This window comes from Pandoraea commovens, assembly GCF_902459615.1.
In the GTDB taxonomy this organism is placed as follows: domain Bacteria; phylum Pseudomonadota; class Gammaproteobacteria; order Burkholderiales; family Burkholderiaceae; genus Pandoraea; species Pandoraea commovens.
In genome coordinates this window covers 1,247,213-1,262,668 of the sequence record NZ_CABPSA010000001.1, presented here as the reverse complement: position 1 = coordinate 1,262,668, position 15,456 = coordinate 1,247,213, and the positions used below count along the sequence as shown (strand labels likewise).

Annotated in this window: 13 protein-coding genes; 7 read left to right on the top strand and 6 right to left on the bottom strand. The window is 64.7% G+C overall.

Annotated features, from left to right (window positions below; translation table 11 throughout):
* Positions 1 to 61: 61 nt before the first annotated feature.
* Genes PCO31010_RS05535 through PCO31010_RS05520 form a run of 4 tightly spaced genes read right to left on the bottom strand, consistent with a single transcriptional unit; the run spans position 62 to position 4,879 of the window.
* Complete coding sequence (locus PCO31010_RS05535; protein ID WP_150663302.1) at positions 62 to 952, bottom strand: NAD(P)-dependent oxidoreductase; 891 nt, start codon at positions 950 to 952, stop codon at positions 62 to 64.
* Positions 952 to 2,694 carry a dihydroxy-acid dehydratase gene (gene ilvD, locus PCO31010_RS05530; RefSeq protein WP_150663301.1) on the bottom strand — a complete coding sequence of 581 codons (1,743 nt, stop codon included), beginning with the start codon at positions 2,692 to 2,694 and terminating at the stop codon, positions 952 to 954. Before ilvD ends, PCO31010_RS05535 begins: the two co-directional genes overlap by 1 nt.
* A gap of 53 nt (positions 2,695 to 2,747) precedes the next feature.
* Complete coding sequence (locus tag PCO31010_RS05525) at positions 2,748 to 3,536, bottom strand: SDR family NAD(P)-dependent oxidoreductase (RefSeq protein ID WP_150663300.1); 789 nt, start codon at positions 3,534 to 3,536, stop codon at positions 2,748 to 2,750.
* Positions 3,533 to 4,879: an MFS transporter gene (locus PCO31010_RS05520; RefSeq protein WP_150663299.1), complete on the bottom strand. Its 1,347-nt coding sequence runs from the start codon at positions 4,877 to 4,879 to the stop codon at positions 3,533 to 3,535. Before PCO31010_RS05520 ends, PCO31010_RS05525 begins: the two co-directional genes overlap by 4 nt.
* Positions 4,880 to 5,151: 272 nt before the next feature.
* Between PCO31010_RS05520 and PCO31010_RS05515 the strand changes: the two genes are divergently transcribed.
* Positions 5,152 to 6,108 carry a LysR family transcriptional regulator gene (locus PCO31010_RS05515; protein WP_150663298.1) on the top strand — a complete coding sequence of 319 codons (957 nt, stop codon included), beginning with the start codon at positions 5,152 to 5,154 and terminating at the stop codon, positions 6,106 to 6,108.
* A gap of 73 nt (positions 6,109 to 6,181) precedes the next feature.
* Here the strand turns inward: PCO31010_RS05515 and PCO31010_RS05510 are convergent, their stop codons facing one another.
* Complete coding sequence (locus PCO31010_RS05510; RefSeq protein WP_150663297.1) at positions 6,182 to 7,009, bottom strand: SDR family NAD(P)-dependent oxidoreductase; 828 nt, start codon at positions 7,007 to 7,009, stop codon at positions 6,182 to 6,184.
* A gap of 228 nt (positions 7,010 to 7,237) precedes the next feature.
* Between PCO31010_RS05510 and PCO31010_RS05505 the strand changes: the two genes are divergently transcribed.
* The 4 genes from PCO31010_RS05505 (at position 7,238) to PCO31010_RS26590 (ending at position 10,824) form a co-directional block, all read left to right on the top strand.
* The gene (locus tag PCO31010_RS05505) at positions 7,238 to 8,185 is read left to right on the top strand and encodes a GlxA family transcriptional regulator (RefSeq protein WP_150663296.1); all 948 of its coding nucleotides are present in this window, start codon (positions 7,238 to 7,240) and stop codon (positions 8,183 to 8,185) included.
* Between the two features lie 418 nt (positions 8,186 to 8,603).
* Entirely contained in the window at positions 8,604 to 9,227 is a 624-nt protein-coding gene (locus tag PCO31010_RS26760; protein ID WP_217426129.1) for a hypothetical protein, read from the top strand.
* Between the two features lie 457 nt (positions 9,228 to 9,684).
* A complete protein-coding gene (locus PCO31010_RS05495; protein WP_150663294.1) occupies positions 9,685 to 10,485 on the top strand; it encodes a MetQ/NlpA family ABC transporter substrate-binding protein in 801 nt (266 codons plus the stop codon).
* A gap of 177 nt (positions 10,486 to 10,662) precedes the next feature.
* Positions 10,663 to 10,824, top strand: coding sequence for a hypothetical protein (locus PCO31010_RS26590; protein WP_174984361.1), 162 nt, complete (start codon positions 10,663 to 10,665; stop codon positions 10,822 to 10,824).
* Between the two features lie 51 nt (positions 10,825 to 10,875).
* On the opposite strand, the gene prpR is transcribed toward PCO31010_RS26590, so the two are convergent.
* Complete coding sequence (gene prpR, locus PCO31010_RS05490; RefSeq protein WP_246184450.1) at positions 10,876 to 12,930, bottom strand: propionate catabolism operon regulatory protein PrpR; 2,055 nt, start codon at positions 12,928 to 12,930, stop codon at positions 10,876 to 10,878.
* A gap of 337 nt (positions 12,931 to 13,267) precedes the next feature.
* On the opposite strand from prpR, the gene prpB reads away from it, so the two are divergent.
* Entirely contained in the window at positions 13,268 to 14,158 is an 891-nt protein-coding gene (gene prpB / locus PCO31010_RS05485) for a methylisocitrate lyase (RefSeq protein ID WP_039397405.1), read from the top strand.
* A 27-nt stretch (positions 14,159 to 14,185) separates the two neighbouring features.
* A complete protein-coding gene (gene prpC / locus PCO31010_RS05480) occupies positions 14,186 to 15,337 on the top strand; it encodes a bifunctional 2-methylcitrate synthase/citrate synthase (RefSeq protein WP_150663293.1) in 1,152 nt (383 codons plus the stop codon).
* Positions 15,338 to 15,456: the final 119 nt, after the last annotated feature.

Genomic DNA, 15,456 nt, shown 5'->3' with positions numbered 1-15,456 from the left:
AAGACAAAAAGCCATGCCCATCGACGGGCATGGCTTTTTTCATGGGGCGGCGAGCCTGACGTCAGGCGTCCGGCGCGCTCTCCGCTTCGCCGATGCGGAACACTTGCGACAGGTCCCAGTCCGCCATGCCGCGCTCTGCGGCGTCCTTCAGCAAACGACGCACTTCCGGCAGCACCCGCTGCACGGTCGCGCTCGCGTGCGCCAGTTCGGCAATCGCATCGAGGTCCTTCAGAATCACGCGCACCGTGCCGGTGGCGAACTCGGGCGGCGTGACCATGCGCGGCCAGAGCGTCTGCATGAGGACGGAATCGGCCCAGCCGCCTTGCAACGCCGACGGCACCGCCGCCGTGTCGATGCCGCTACGCTTGGCCAGCACGAAGGCTTCGGCCAGACCGGCGAGCGTCGTCGCGACGATGGCCTGATTGGCGAGCTTGGTCGTCTGACCCGCGCCGATGTCGCCCATGCGGGTGACGCGCGACGAGAACGCGCGCAGCACCGGCGTCACGGCTTCGATAGCCTCGGCGGGACCGCCCGCCATGATAGCCAGCGTGCCTGCCTGCGCGCCGCCCGTGCCGCCGGAGACCGGGGCGTCGATCCAGACGCTGCCGGTGGCCTCAGCCCAGCGCTTTGCGAGATTGCGGGTGAGGGCGGGCGAGAGCGTCGAGTGATCGACGAGATAGCGCGGGGGCGTTGCGGCGTGCACGAGCCCGTGCTCACCGAATACCACCTGCTCGACAGCCTTTCCATCACCCAGACAGAGCAGGGCGATGTCGACGCATTCGCCGAGCGCCTGTGGCGTCACACAGGCCATCGCACCGGCATCGGTCAGCGCGCCGAGCTTGGCGGCAGAACGGTTCCAGACGGCGACGTCGTGGCCAGCGGCGAGGAGCCGCTGCGTCATGGGTTCGCCCATGCGGCCGATGCCGCAAAAGCCTACGCGTGGGGTAGTCATCAATTCGGGTCCTCGTGGGTTGGCGTCTCCCCGATAGACGCTTCGTAGGGCCATTCCACGGCCCCCGAATGGGTCACCGCGCCCAGCTTGGCGGGCCGCACGAGCGCTTCGTACTTTTCCAGTACGCCGCCCAGACGGCCGCGCACGAACGGTTTGGCCTCGGCGGCCCGCGCGGCGAGTGCTTCGTCGGAGAGTTCGACGTCGAGCTTACCCTTGATTGCGTCGATGTGGATGGTATCGCCGTCCCGAAGTAGGCGAATCGGCCCGCCCGCCGCCGCCTCGGGGCCGACGTAACCGATGCACATGCCGCGCGTCGCACCCGAGAAGCGGCCGTCCGTGAGCAGCGCGACCTTCTCGCCCATCCCTTGCCCGTAGATCGCTGCCGTCACGCTCAGCATCTCGCGCATGCCCGGTCCGCCCTTGGGGCCTTCGTTGCGAATCACGAGCACATCGCCCTCGCGGTACGTCTGCGCGGACACCACGGCCATGCAGTCCTCTTCCGTCTCGAACACGCGGGCGGTGCCGGTGAACGTGAGGTGCTTCAGGCCTGCGGTCTTGAGCGCCGCGCCGTCGGGCGCGAGGTTGCCGCGCAGCACGACCAGTCCCGCGTTGGGCGAGAGCGGTTCGGTGTGCGGCTTGACCACGCGGCCGTCGGGGCCGGGGAAGGCGCGCAGCGCGTCGGCGAGCGTCTCACCCGTTTGCGTGAGCGTGTCGCCGTGAATATGTCCGCCTGCGAGCAGCGCGTTGAGCACCGCAGGCACGCCGCCGACATGATGCAGGTCGACGGCCAGATAGCGTCCGCCGGGCTGCATGTCGCCGATGAGCGGCGTGCGCGCGAGGACTTCGGAGACGTCGTCGAGCGTGAACTCGATGCCCGCCTCGTGGGCAATGGCAGGGATGTGCAGCATGGCATTGGTCGAGCCGCCGGTCGCCGCCACGGCGGCGCAGGCGTTCTCGAGACTCTTGCGCGTGACGAGGTCGCGCGGCAGCGGTCCGCCGTTACGCAGCGCACGCATCACGTTCTCGCCAGCGCGACGCGCAATCGCGATCCGTTCGCTGTAGACGGCGGGCACCATCGCGGACCCGAGCGGCGCGAGGCCGAGCACTTCCGCGACCATCGCCATCGTGTTAGCCGTGAACTGACCGGGGCACGAGCCTGCGGTGGGCGTGCAACGCTTTTCGATGCCGCGCAGCGTCTCGGCGGACATATCGCCGCGCTGGGCCGTGCCGACCGCTTCGATGGCGGTGAGGATGGTGGCCTGCGAGCCGTCGGGGGCAACGCCGGGCAGCATCGCGCCACCGAAGAGGAACACGCCGGGCACGTTCACGCGCACCATGCCCATCAGAATGCCGGGCAGCGTCTTGTCGCACCCCGCCACGCCAACGAGCGCGTCGTAGCAATGCGCGCGCACGAACAGCTCCACGCTGTCGGCAATCGTCTCGCGCGAGACCAGCGAGAAGCGCATGCCTGAATGGTTCATCGACGTGCCGTCGGATACCGAGATGGCCGAGCCGCGAATCGGTACGCCGCCACCGGCGGCCACGCCCAGGCGCACGTTGTCCGAAATCTGATTCAGCGACATGGAGCAGGGCGTGTTCTCGCCGAACGTGTCGACGATAGCGACGAACGGTTTGTCGATGGCGGCGTCGTCGAGGCCGGTCGCGCGCAGGAAGGCGCGATGCGGGGTGCGCGTGACGCCTTCGGTGACCGTGCGGGAGCGGTGTTTGTGCAGATCTGTCATGGGGACTTCCTTATGCTTTTGTGGCGGCTGTGCATGCGTCGACCCGAGGTCGATCAGGTATTGAGCAGCAGCCCGTTCTCGATGGCGAGCACCTGACCCGTCATCGCCGGTGCGCGGGCGGCGAGGAACCACGCCAGTTCGGCAACTTCAGACGGTTGCGAGACACGCTTGAGCGGCGAGTTCTCACGCATGCCTTCAACCACCCGGCCGTACGCCTCGTCACCGAGCACGCGGCGCAGCAGGCCGTCGTCGACCATGCCCGGCGCGATGGCGTTCACACGTACTTGCGGCGCGAGGTTGCGGGCGAGCGAGAGCGTGAGCGCGTTGACCGCGCCCTTCGAGGCCGCGTAAGCAATCGACGACCCCGTGCCGTTGAGCGACGCCAGCGACGAGATGTTGACGACCGATGCCGACATCGCCGATGCCGCAGACACCGGACGCTCCCGCAGCAACGGCGCAGCGGCGCGCGTCATCTGGAACATGCCGATGAGGTTCACGCGATAGATGCGCTCGAACTCGACGGCGTCGATGGCGTCGAGATCGCCGTGCGGGATCACGCGCGTGGTCCCGGCGCTGTTGATGAGGGCGTCAAGGCGCCCCCATTTCGCGCCGACGGCGTCCGCCATGCGGCGGCAGGCGGCGTCGTCACCCACGTCGGCATCGACGACGAGCGTTTGCGCACCTGCGTCACGGCATTGCGCCGCGACCGCTTCGGCGGCCGCACGCGTGCTGTCGTCGAAATTGTTGATGGCCACGGCCCAGCCGTCCTGCGCAAAACGCAGGGCGGTGGCCGCACCGATGCCAGTAGCGGCACCGGTCACGAGACAGACGGGAAAACTCATGCACGACTCCGTTGAGGCTTGAGCGACATCACGATGCATGCCCCGCCGACCAGCGCACACGCCAGCACGATCATGCCCGGCAGCAACTGCCCGGTGCTGTCTTTGAGAAAGCCGATGACGTACGGGCTGACGAAGCCCGCGAGGTTGCCGGTCGAATTGATCAGCGCGATGGCGGCGGCCGCGCCTGCACCGCCCATCATCGCCGTGGGAATGCCCCAGAAGACCGGCGCAATCGAGTTGATGCCGATCGCCGCGACGATCAATGCCGCCATCGACCACCAGAGATGCTGCGCGAGCAGCACCGAGGCGACCATCCCGGCCGCGCCCAGCAGGCAGCACACGGCCACATGCATGCGGCGTTCGTTGTGCCGGTCGGCATGACGCGCGACGAGAATCATCGCAACAGCGCTCACCAGCGACGGCACCGCAGAGAGCAGGCCGATGTTGCCAAGGTTGGCGACGCCTGCAGCGCGAATCATCGTCGGCAGCCAGAACACGAGGCCGTAGTTGCCCATGGCGATGCAGAAGTACAACAGGCCGAGCAGCCACACGCGGCCGCTGCCGAACACCTGACGCACGCTGTGATGCGCGCGGGTGCTGTCGTCGGCGGCAAGGTCTTGTGCGAGCAGACGTTTTTCGTCCGCGTTCAGCCACTTGACCGTTTCGATCCGGTCCTGAAGCACGAAGAACGCTGCGATGCCGACGAGCAGCGACGCAATGCCTTCGAGCAGAAACAGCCATTGCCAGCCTGCATAACCGTGCATGCCGCCGAAGTGCTGCATGATCCAGCCGGAGAGCGGGCCGCCGATGGCGCCCGAGACGGGAATGGCGACCATGAACAGCGCAATGATTTGCGAGCGCTTGTTCGACGGGAACCACGTGGCCAGATAGAGCACGATGCCGGGGAAGAAGCCCGCTTCGGCCACGCCGAGCAGGAAGCGCAGCGCGTAGAAGGACATCGGTCCCTGCGTGAACATCGTCAGGCAGGAAATGATCGACCACGTCACCATGATGCGCGCGATCCACATGCGCGCGCCCACGCGATGCAGGATCAGGTTGCTCGGCACCTCGAAGAGGAAATAGCCCAGGAAGAACACACCCGCACCTGCGCCATACACGGTCTCGGACAGCGACAGGTCGGAGAGCATCTCCAGCTTGGCGAAGCTCACGTTCACGCGGTCGATGTACGCGACGATGAACGCGAGAAAGAGGAACGGGATGATGTGCCAGGTCAGCTTGCGGTACAGCGCGTCGCGCTGTTCGGCACTGGCCGCCACAGGGGCAGCGCTGTTGCCGGGATGCGGCTGTGCACCGCCCGGGTAGGACGAGGGGGACGAGCTCATGGGTGTTGTCTCCGTGGTGCGTGCCGTGCGGCACGTCGAGTTATTGGGCAGCCTGACGCGCATCCGGAGAACATTCGGTTATGCGAAGGAGATTCGGCGATGTGCGATGGATCGTCGCTCCGGCGCATCGAATAACCCTGTGCGGCCATGCTGCTCGTACGAAGGGTAAGGGGTCGGTCGGCGTGACGGCAAATCACACTTTGCGCACACGGCATTACCGTTTGGTTATGATCTCGGCTTGGGCGTTCCCACAGAAGCTTTCCGCATCCGTCATGACAACGACCGACAACTCGATTGAGCGCTTTTTCCGCAGTGGCCTGAAGCTCGGCCATCTGCGCATGCTGGTGACGCTGGGCGAACTGCGTCAGGTCACGCGCGTGGCGGCGGCATTTCACGTCACGCAGCCCGCCATCTCCAAGCAGATCGGGGAGATCGAGGAGGCGCTGAGCGCGCCGGTGGTGCGGCGGGTGGGCAATGCGGTGGAACTCACTGGCATCGGACGCGTGCTCGTGGAGCGTGGACGCGAAATCCTGCGGCAGATCGAACTGGCGCGTCGCGACGTGAGCGCGTTGACCACGGGGACGGCCGGGCATGTGCGCTTCGGTGCGGTGGTAACGATTCCCCAGCCCCTGATCGCGCATGCGGTCGAGCTGTTCACGCGACGTGCGCCCAATGCATCGTTCTCGTTCGTGGAGGCTACGCTGGACCGTCTGCTCAAGATGATGGACGAGGGCAATCTCGATCTGGCGCTCGGGCGCAATCGTGTGACGGGCCATCTGGCGGTGATGCGCAACGAGTCGCTGCACCACGAGCCGTTCGTGTTCGTCGTCGGCACCCAGCACCCGCTGGGCGCGGCAGAGGCAGCCGTCTCATGGCGAGACTTGCAGGACGTGCGTTGGATTACACCGATGCGTGGCTCGCCCGCCTTCACCACGATGGCCGAGATTCTGGCCGAGCATGGGGTGACGTTGCAGCGTCCTGCCATCGAGTCGAGTTCGCTTGCGTTGAATCTGTCGCTGCTGCGCGGCGGCGGGTTCGTCTCGATCCTGCCGCTCTCGCTCGCACGACGCTATGCTCAGCGCGGGACTATGCGCGTGCTGCCGCTGCCGCCGTTAGGGCCGCTGGGCGACGCGATTCTGTATTGGCGTGAAGACACGGCAACGCCTGCGTCGCAACTGTTTGCGGCGTGCCTGCGCGAATCGTCGGCAGAGTTGATCGACGCAAACTGACGACGGATTGCGCCGGTGCATGCGTGCCTTGGGTTGGCAGGGGGCGCATGCACGGCTTCAACACCCGTGCGCGTCAGGCCGCGTTGGCGACAGCCTTCAATCCGTAACGCTTGCCCGGCGAGGTGTTGCTCAGTCCTTGCGACATCTTGCGACGCAGGGTGTCGTACGCGGTCCATTCGTCACCATCCTGCAACGGCGGGATAGTGACGGTTTCGCCCTGATCGAGTCCGGCCAGCGCCGCGTCCACGAGATCGTCGGACGTCATCAGCCATTCCTGCGGCAACTCCTGATGCGACTTGCCTGCGATATTCCAGAACTCCGTGATCGTGGCACCCGGCAACACGGCTTGCACGTGCACGCCCGTATCGGCGAGCTGATGTTGCAGCGATTGTGAGAACGCGAGCACGAACGCCTTCGAACCGCCGTACACGTCGTTGAGCAGTTCCGGTGCGATCGCGACGACCGACGCGATGTTGATGACGGTGCCGCGCCCGCGTGCCACGAAGCCCGGCACGGCCGCGTAGGTGAGACGCGTGAGCGCGGTCACGTTGACTTCGATCATGTCGGTCAGGTGATCGACGTCCGCTTGCAGCAGCGGTGCGACCGCGCCGAAGCCAGCGTTATTCACGAGTGTGTCGATGCGCGTGTCTTCGCGCAGACGCGCTTCCACGAGCGCCTGCCCTTCACGCGTGGAGAGATCCGCGCTCAGGATATCGACCCGACGGCCTGTCTCGACGTGAAGGCGCTGGGCCGCTTCGAGCAGACGCGCCGTGTTGCGGGCGACCAGAATGAGGTCGTGGCCGCGACGGGCGAGGCGGTCGGCGTAAATTGCGCCGATGCCGGAGGAGGCGCCGGTAATCAGTGCGGTGCCCGGCTGATGGGTTTGAGTGGATGCGTTCATGGTTGTTACGGTTCCGGTTGTTGGGTCCATGACGTCCAGTGTGGTCGGTCATCGCAATGTCTCAAATGACATGAAAACCACTTTTTAGGACAAGCGTGTCCGACACCCGTCCAGCATGCCAACTACAATCGACGCATCGGTCATGCGGTGGCTGTTGGTGTCGCGGCGTGTCCTCCCATTGCGTTGTTCCGGAACCTCCCGTCCTTAGCCTTAGCGGCCCTTTGCGTCATGACGAAACGAATTGCGTTGGTGGTCTATCCCGACTTTCAGATGATGTCGCTGGCCTCGATGTCGGCATTCGAGATGGCGAACTTTGGGCGCGACGAGCCGCTGTACGAAGTGCAGACGCTCTCGGTCGAAGGCGGACTGGTGCGGGACTCTGCCGGGATTGCGGTGGCCACGGAGCCGATGGGCAGGCATCGTTACGACACGGTGTTGGTGGCGGGCGCCACGTACGTGGTGCCGACAGAGCCGGATCTGGTCGAGGCTTTGCGGCGGCTCGCGCCGAAGGTGCGACGCATCGGGAGCATCTGCTCGGGGGCGTTTGTTCTGGCCGACGCCGGGTTGCTGAACGGACGGCGCGCCACGACGCATTGGGGGCAGGCGACGGCGTTACAGCAACAACACCCGGACGTGATCGTCGAAGACGACCGGATCTACGTCAACGACGGGTCGATATGGACGTCGGCGGGCATGACGGCCGGTATCGATCTGGCGCTGGCGCTGGTCGAAGCCGATTACGGCAGCGATGTCGCGCGCGATACATCTCGCCTGCTGGTGGTGCACTACCGGCGCACCGGTGGTCAGTCGCAGTTCTCAACGCTGTCCACGCTCGAACCCAGCTCCGACCGGGTGCGCGCAGCGCTCGCATACGCGCGCGAGCATTTGCGAGAGCCGTTATCGGTCGAGCAACTTGCGGCACAGGTGCACTGGAGCGCTCGCCATTTCAGTCGTGAATTCACGTTGCAGACCGGACTGACACCGGCCAAGGCCATCGAGAAATTGCGGCTTGAAGCGGCGCAGGCGTTGCTCGAAGCGGGCGAGGCGTCGATTGCGCGGGTCGCAATCGTGACGGGTTTCGGCGACGAGGAGCGTATGCGCCGTGCTTTCGTCCGTACGCTGGGCAAGCCGCCGCAGGCCTTGTTGCGCGAGGCACGCGAACGCATGCGTGCATGAACCTTCCCTGTGTTTCATGCGCCTCACGCACCACTCATCTGTCTTTCAGCCAGGCTTCATGAGGGCATCGTCCGTCAGGTTGAGCGCCGAATGCCGTTGCATTGCGTTGTAAGCGTTTCACGAACGATACGTTTTCGGCAGGGGACGTATCGATGTCTCATAAGTTGAGTTATTAATTTCTTTTAAATCAATGGGTTGAATCCGCTGGCACGGAATTCGCGTATGTGAATCGTGTATGGCGAAGCGCCAACCCGGATTCTCCGCAGGCTGTTGGCAAGGGACTCCTGTGCTGTTAAGCACGGGCGGGCCCGCTATTGCCCGCGATTTCTGCTGACGCGCTCTCGTCGTAACGCTGGACCTTCTGGCGGGGTCCGGCGTGTTCCGAAGTGAGTGTGTGCGCGTGCGCGGGGAGGGGACCATGAACAGGTTCAAGGCGACTCTGGTAGGGGCGGCAGCAGCAGCGATGCTCTGCGGCATTTCGATCAATGCGTCATACGCCGCCGGTGGTGGTGGCGGTGGACGTGGAGGAGGCGGTGGCATCGGCTTTGGCGGTGCGGGCGGCCTTGGCGGGTTGGGCGCATTCGGCGGCCCTGGCGGCCCTGGCGGGACCGGCGTCGGCATCGGTATCGGCGGCGCTGGCGGTTGCGGCTGCGGTGGCCACAGTGGCGGCGGCGGCGGCGGTGGCGGCGGCGGTGGTGGCGGCGGCGGTGGTGGCGGTGGTGGTGGCGGCGGTGGTGGTGGTGGTGGTGGTGGTGGTGGTGGTGGTGGTGGTGGTGGTGGTGGTGGTGGTGGTGGTGGTGGCGGTGGTGGCGGCGGCGGTGGTGGTGGTGGCGGTGGTGGCACCGGCGGCGGCGGCGGCACTGGCGGTGGTGGTGGTGTTGGCGCAAGCAGCGGCGGCGGTGGCGCCAGTGGTCCAGGCGGCCTTGGCATCGGTGGCGCTGCAGGCGGAGGCGGATTGGCAGCATTCGGTGGCCCCAGCGGCTTCGGTGGTGGCGGCGGATGCGCGATGAACGGCCAGGCTGGCGAGGAGCCGTGTCCCTGAGCTAGTGGTGGGTGTGGGGCCTGCACGCGTTCGGCACAGCGCGTGCAGGCACTGGCCCTCGCATCGGTTGGTCTTGATGGTGTAGCGAGTCTCGCAGGTTGTTCGTCGGTTCCTGACGCGACCGGCTGACGGCATTGCCGCCAGCCGTGCCACCCCCCCGGCCCGTGATCAGGCTGTTCTCCCGGCGAAGCGCCCCTTCGGTGATCCGAGGGGGCGTTTTTTTTGATGGACGCCGTCTATCGATGCGCTCGGGGGGATATCGAAATGCCGATTATGTATTTCGTGTAAACCCGCAGTTGTGGCAGCATCCGGGGTCTGGGTCGCCCGACATGGCCATGCAGCTATATGGCTGGTATGCCTACGTCGCGCGTGACCGTTGCGGGCTCAACAGGCCCGCTCCCCCTCGCACAGATGCCCAACAGGCGTCGGATCACATAAGCACAAGGAGAATTCGCACATGCTGTCCCGTCAACTGATCAATGCGTTCCTCGGCGCAACGTTTGCGCTGGCCTCTCTCGGCGCCTCGGCCCAGACGGCCGACAAGCCCCTCAAGGTCGGCACGATGGCCGGCTCGGACGCGCAGATCTTCGAAGTGGTGAAAAAGGTGGCCGAAAAGCGTGGCCTGTTCATCAAGATCGTCGAATTCAGTGACTATGCACAGCCGAACGCCGCGCTCGACGCTGGCGACCTGGACGCCAACGGCTTCCAGCACAAGCCGTTCCTCGATAGTCAGGTCAAGGATCGTGGCTACAAGATCACGACGGCTGGCCTCACCTACGTTTCGCCGCTGGGCTTCTATTCGAAGAAGTACAAGTCGCTCAAGGATCTGCCGAACGGCGCGCAAATCGGTATCCAGAACGATCCGTCGAACGGTAGCCGCGCGCTGCGTTTGCTCGCCAAGGAAGGTCTGATCAAGGTGAAGCCGGGGCTGGATGGCAAGAACATCACGCCGCTCGATATCGAGAACCCGAAGAAGTTCAAGATCCGCGAACTGGAAGCCGCACAACTGCCGCGCGCGTTGCCGGATCTGGACGCTGCGTCGATCAACACGAACTTCGCCGCACAGGCCGGACTGGTGCCCAAGCGTGATGCCATCGCTATCGAAGACCTGAAGGGCCCGTACGCCAACCTGATCGCCGTGCGCACGCAAGACCTGAACAAGCCGTGGGTCAAGCAACTGGTCGACGCCTACCAGTCGGACGAAGTGAAGCAATTCATCGACACGCAATTCAAGGGCGCACTGATTGCGACGTGGTAAGCATTGAAATGCCGTGGGATGCGCATCTTGCGCATCGCTTGGTAGCGGCTCGCGTCAAATGAAAAACCGGGGTTTCGACCCCGGTTTTTTTACGTCCGCAAGCCTGAGATTTTGCATCGCTGGCATGGTGGCGTTTGACTAGAATGGAAGCGTGATTCCTTTCGACGGGAGGCCGCCATGTCCATGATCAATGTCTCGATGATGCTGGTAGCGCTGCTCGTCGGCTTCGCCATCGGCATGCTGGTCGACCACTTCTGGGTCACGCATCACGATGAGCCTGCCGCGCACAAGCGTCTGGACTGGCACGAGATGTGGGACCGTATCCGTCATCAGCACTGAGCTCAGCACTGAAGTGTTCGCGCCGGGGGCATCGCCGATGCCCGATGCCCGTTACCCGGCGCGAAGTTTGCGCCAGAGCGTCGAGCGGCTGATGCCGAGTGCTTCGCACGCGGCATTGCGATCGCCGCCGCATGCGGCCAGCGTCGAGTGAATGCGTGCCAGCTCCTCGGCGGCACGGCGCTCGCGTCCGGTCATGGGGGCGTCGGGTGCATCGACGGTTGCAACACTCGTCACATCTTTTATCCGGCCACCGTTCGTTTTTGAAACGTCGAACGCGGGCGGTGACGGCGTCGTGCCAAGTTCCGGGGCAATCTCGATCAATCGCGCACGGCTGATTTCGCGGGCATCGACCACATCGGCGCAGACGACCGCGATGCGCTCCAGCAAATTCTCCAGCTCCCGAACGTTCCCCGGCCAGCGATAGCTCGCAAGCAGCGGCAATAGCGACGCCTGCAAGGCATCGACGCTCATGCGCGCACCCGCACGGGCTAGCGCACGTTCCAGGAACAACGGCGTGAGGCGCGGCAGGTCGTCCATGCGTTCGCGCAACGCGGGCAGCACCATGCGCAGGATGTTCAGACGGTAGTAAAGGTCTTCGCGAAACAATCCGGCCGCGACTTGCTGACGAAGATCGCGGTGCGTGGCGGCGACCACGCGCACGTCGCACGGCACCGGTTCGTTCGCGCCAAGGCGCAGGACTTCGCGCTCCTGCAACACGCGCAGCAGCCGAGTTTGCAGCGGCATCGGCATCTCGCCGATTTCATCGAGAAAGATCGTGCCGTTGTGCGCTGTTTCGAACAAACCGGCCTTGCCACCGCGTCGCGCACCCGAGAACGCGCCATCTTCATACCCGAACAACTCGCTCTCGAGCAGCGTCTCCGGAAAAGCCGCGCAATTGATGGCGACGAACGGATAGTCACGGCGGCGGCTCGCGTTGTGAATCCCCTGTGCGAGCAATTCCTTGCCCGTGCCGCTCTCGCCATGCACGAGTACCGTCGAGTCGGTCTGCGCATATCGGCGCGCGAGTGCGCGGACTTGCGTCATTGCCGCCGAATCGCCGATCAGATCGTCGAGCCGGTAGCGCGCCACGAGATGCCGCGGACGATGCCGTGAGCGCAACGAACGATCCACACGGGCGAACGACTGCGAGTCCTGACACGTCACGAGCGCACCCGTGAGCGTGCCTTGATCCAGCAAGGGAATGCGGTTGATCACCCACGTCTTGCCCGCCATCGAGACGATCGCTTCCAACTCGGCGCTCGCGCTCTCCAGTGTGCGGGCGATGTCGAGCGCTGGCGCGATAGCGTCGAGCGTTCGCCCGACGGCATCCGCCACCGTGACGCCGAGAATCCCGGCCATCGACGCGTTGATCGCTTCGATGCGTCCGTTCAGATCGACGGCGGCCACGCCTTCGTGCAGATGCCGCAACACCGTATCGAGACGTTCGCGCCGTTGCGCTTCGATGCGCCCGAGACGCGCCACCTCCAGTGCCGTGTCGAACGCTGCGCGCACCGAATCCTGCGAGTAGAGAAAGATGCCCGTGAGGCCGGCGCGCTCCGTCAGTTGCGTGACGAGACCCGGCCCAACGATGACTGCCATGCCGTCGTCGCGCAACCGGTGCACGAGGTCTTCGGCGTTCTGGGCGTCGACATAAGTGTGCTGAGAGATGTCGAGGTGAAAGGCGCTCTTGAAGCGCTCGAACTCGGCTGCGGGGCGTGCGTAGGACACGAGCGCGATGCGCGAGTCGGGAGACGACGCGGGCAGGGCGCGTCGCGCGCGGGCCAGTGCGTGCATGACGTCCGAGCCGGTGACTTTGACCAGCACCACAGGCAACGCAAGCCGTTCGCGCAGAAAGTCGCCGTTCGATCCGGCCGCGACGATGCCGTCGACGCTCCCGGCGGGCAAGCGCTCCAGCGCTTCGATCACGGCTTCGTACCCCTTGTCGACGATGTGAACGTCGGCCTGCGCAGCGTAGTCCGGCACGATATCGCGATACAGCTCGCCAAGCTTGCTGATGCCGACGGCCCAGATCACCGGCTTTCGCATCGCGGGGACCGTGGGCGCTCGCGCCACGCCTGCAGCGGTCGCGGGCAGACGGGACGGCATCTCGGCGGGTATCGAATTCGGCATAGCGGTTGGCAGCAGGGGATTTGAGTTGAATCGTAGCATGTTGCGACTATACGTTTCATTTCGTGTTTCAAATTGAAACGAAATGAGACCACCGCATCCACCCTTAAGTGACATTTACCTTGACGTAAACGTCATGCGGGCGAAGAATTTCCGTCGATAAATGAATGCGTTAGCGCGGCGAAGGGATTGGCGATGCGCGAGCGCACGACCTGCTGGCACGGCCATTGCTATTCAAAAGCCTTGCTACTCAACCCACGTGCGATCCGGTGGCATTCCGTTCATCCGGCGCGCAAGACACGACCGAGGGATTCAAGTGACGCAAACCATTCGTTCGGCCGGCGCCGCCTTCCGCGAGGCCGTCAAGACCGAGCAACCGTTGCAGGTTGTCGGTGCCATCAATGCCAACCACGCCCTGCTCGCCAAGGCGGCCGGTTTCAAGGCGATCTATCTGTCGGGCGGCGGTGTTGCGGCCGGTTCGCTCGGCCTGCCCGATCTGGGCATCTCGACGCTCGACGACGTGCTCACCGATGTGCGCCGCATCACCGACGTATGCGACCTGCCGCTGCTGGTGGACGTCGACACGGGCTTCGGTCCGTCGGCCTTCAACATCGCGCGCACGGTGCAGTCGCTGATCAAGTTCGGCGCGGGGGCGATGCATATCGAAGATCAGGTGGGCGCGAAGCGCTGCGGCCACCGTCCCGGCAAGGCCATCGTGACGCAGCAGGAGATGGTCGACCGCATCAAGGCGGCCGTCGACGCGCGCACCGACGAGAATTTCGTCATCATGGCGCGCACCGATGCGCTGGCCGTCGAAGGCCTTCAGGCGGCCATCGACCGCGCGTGCGCGTGCGTTGAAGCGGGGGCCGACATGATCTTCCCCGAAGCGATGACGGAACTGCCGATGTACCGCCAGTTTTCCGATGCCGTGAAGGTGCCCGTGCTCGCGAACATCACCGAGTTCGGCTCGACGCCGCTGTTCACCGTGGAAGAACTCAAGAGCGCGCAGGTCGGACTGGTGCTGTATCCGCTCTCGGCGTTCCGCGCGATGAACAAGGCGGCGGAAAACGTCTATCACACGATTCGTCGCGACGGCACGCAAAAGGCGGTGCTCGACACGATGCAAACGCGCGCCGAGCTCTATGAGAGCATCGGCTACCACGCATACGAACAGAAGCTCGACGCCCTGTTCGCCCAACAGAAATAACGAACCCCTGATCCTGGAGGAAAGAGCATGAGCGAGACGACTGCCACCGGCTTCAAGCCGAAGAAATCCGTCGCCCTGTCGGGTGTGACCGCAGGCAACACGGCACTGTGTACCGTGGGGCGTTCGGGCAACGATCTGCACTATCGCGGCTACGACATTCTGGATCTGGCGCAGACCTCGGAATTCGAAGAAATCGCGTATCTGCTGGTCTACGGGAAGCTGCCGAACGTGGCGGAACTGCGCGGCTACAAGGCCAAGCTCAAGGCGCTGCGCGGTCTGCCCGCCGCCGTGAAGGACGCCCTTGAAGCCGTGCCCGCCGCCGCACACCCGATGGACGTGATGCGCACCGGCGTGTCGGTGCTCGGCACCGTGCTGCCGGAGAAGGACGATCACAACATTCCGGGCGCACGCGACATTGCCGACCGTCTGATGGCCAGCCTCGGCTCGATGCTGCTGTACTGGTATCACTACAGCCAGAACGGCGTGCGTATCGACGTCGAAACGGATGACGACAGCATCGGCGGTCACTTCCTTCATCTACTTCACGGCGAGAAGCCGTCGGACCAGTGGGTGCGTGCGATGCACACGTCGCTGATCCTGTACGCCGAGCACGAGTTCAACGCGTCGACGTTCACCGCGCGCGTGATTGCGGGCACGGGATCGGACATGCACTCGGCGATTACCGGCGCAATCGGTGCGCTGCGTGGTCCCAAGCACGGCGGCGCGAACGAAGTCGCGTTCGAAGTGCAGAAGCGTTACAACTCGCCGGACGAAGCCGAAGCCGACATTCGTCAGCGTGTTGAGAACAAGGAAGTGATCATCGGCTTCGGTCACCCGGTCTACACCGTGAGCGATCCGCGCAACAAGGTCATCAAGGAAGTCGCGCACGAGTTGTCGAAAGAACAGCAGAACACGGCGATGTACGACATTGCCGAGCGTCTGGAATCGGTGATGTGGGACGTCAAGAAGATGTTCCCGAACCTCGACTGGTTCAGCGCCGTGAGCTACCACATGATGGGCGTGCCGACCGCGATGTTCACGCCGTTGTTCGTGATTGCGCGTACGTCGGGCTGGAGTGCGCACATCATCGAGCAGCGCATCGACAACAAGATCATTCGCCCGAGCGCTAACTACACCGGTCCGGAAGATCAGCAGTTCGTGTCGATCGACAAGCGTTAAGTCTGTCCCGCGCCTCGGCGATGGCCGGGGGATGGCAGCGGCGGGATTCCTGCTGCCAGCCCGCGACCTCGCCGGGGCGTCGCTGCTCCGTTATTCGCATCGCGCATCGCACACACCGT